Below are 1,957 nucleotides of genomic sequence, written 5' to 3' on the forward strand. Positions count from 1 at the left end.
GATTGAATCGGTTCTTCACGAAACCCGTCAGTTCGCGCCGCCCGCGGCGCTCGAGCAGACGGCGACCATTTCCGGCATGCCGGCCTACCGCGCGCTCGTCGCCGAGGCCGAGCAGGATTACGAAGGCTTCTGGGCGCGTCTCGCGCGCGAGGGCCTCACGTGGCACAAGCCGTTTACGACCGTGCTCGACGAGCGCAACGCGCCGTTTTACAAATGGTTCGACGACGGCGAGTTGAACGCGTCGTACAACTGCCTCGACCGCCACGTCGAAGCCGGCAATGGCGAGCGCGTCGCGGTGATCTTCGAGGCCGACGACGGCACCGTCACCCGCGTCACCTATGCGGATCTCCTCGCGCGCGTGTCGCGCTTCGCGAATGCGCTGAAGCAACGCGGCATCGGCAAGGGCGATCGGGTCGTCATCTATATTCCGATGTCGATCGAAGGCATCGTCGCGATGCAGGCCTGCGCGCGCATCGGCGCGACGCACTCGGTCGTGTTCGGCGGCTTCTCCGCGAAATCGCTGAACGAGCGGCTCGTCGACGTCGGCGCGGTCGCGCTGGTCACCGCCGACGAGCAGGCGCGCGGCGGCAAGACGCTGCCGCTCAAGAGCATCGCCGACGAGGCGATCGCGATGGGCGGCTGCGAAGCGGTCAAGAGCGTGATCGTCTATCGCCGCACCGGCGGCCAGATCGACTGGCATGCGGAGCGCGACCTGTGGATGCACGAGCTGACCGACGGCGAGTCCGACCGCTGCGAACCGACCTGGGTCGGCGCCGAGCATCCGCTGTTCATCCTGTATACGTCGGGCTCGACCGGCAAGCCGAAGGGCGTGCAGCACAGCACCGGCGGCTACCTGCTGTGGGCCGCGCAGACGATGAAGTGGACCTTCGACTGGAAACCCGACGACGTGTTCTGGTGCACGGCCGACATCGGCTGGGTCACGGGCCATACGTACATCACGTACGGGCCGCTCGCATGCGGCGGCACGCAGGTCGTGTTCGAGGGCGTGCCGACGTATCCGGACGCCGGCCGCTTCTGGAAGATGATCGACGATCACAAGGTCACCGTGTTCTACACCGCGCCGACCGCGATCCGTTCGCTGATCAAGGCGGCCGAGGCCGACGACAAGGTGCATCCGAAGAGTTACGACCTGTCGAGCCTGCGCATCATCGGCACGGTCGGCGAGCCGATCAATCCGGAAGCGTGGATGTGGTACCACAAGCACGTCGGCCACGAGCGCTGCCCGATCGTCGACACGTGGTGGCAGACCGAAACCGGCGGCCACATGATCACGCCGCTGCCGGGCGCGACGCCGACCGTGCCGGGTTCGTGCACGCTGCCGCTGCCGGGCATCATGGCCGCGGTGGTCGACGAGACGGGCCAGGACGTGCCGAACGGGCAAGGCGGGATTCTCGTCGTCAAGCGGCCGTGGCCCGCGATGATCCGCACGATCTGGGGCGACCCGGAGCGCTTCAAGAAGAGCTATTACCCGGAAGAACTCGGCGGCACGCTGTATCTGGCCGGCGACGGCACGGTACGCGACAAGGAGACCGGCTACTTCACGATCATGGGCCGGATCGACGACGTGCTGAACGTGTCGGGCCACCGGCTCGGCACGATGGAGATCGAGTCGGCGCTGGTATCGCATGAACTGGTTGCCGAGGCGGCGGTGGTCGGCCGTCCGGACGATACGACGGGCGAGGCGGTCGTGGCGTTCGTGGTGCTGAAGCGTTCGCGCCCGGAAGGCGACGAAGCGGCGGCGCTCGCGAAGACGCTGCGCGACTGGGTCGGCAAGCAGATCGGGCCGATCGCGAAGCCGAAGGACATCCGCTTCGGCGACAACCTGCCGAAGACGCGCTCGGGCAAGATCATGCGGCGCCTGCTGCGCTCGCTCGCGAAGGGCGAGGCGATCACGCAGGATACGTCCACGCTCGAGAATCCGGCCATCCTCGAGCAG

Annotated in this window: 1 protein-coding gene; it reads left to right on the forward strand. The window is 67.2% G+C overall.

The window, feature by feature from the left end; genetic code table 11:
* Position 1: 1 nt before the first annotated feature.
* Positions 2–1,957, forward strand: a 1,956-nt coding sequence (gene acs / locus J8I33_RS34170) for an acetate--CoA ligase (protein ID WP_348636056.1), incomplete at its 3' end; no start/stop codon positions are given.

Source organism: Burkholderia sp. AcTa6-5 (assembly GCF_017815075.1).
GTDB classification, from domain to species: Bacteria; Pseudomonadota; Gammaproteobacteria; order Burkholderiales; family Burkholderiaceae; genus Burkholderia; species Burkholderia sola.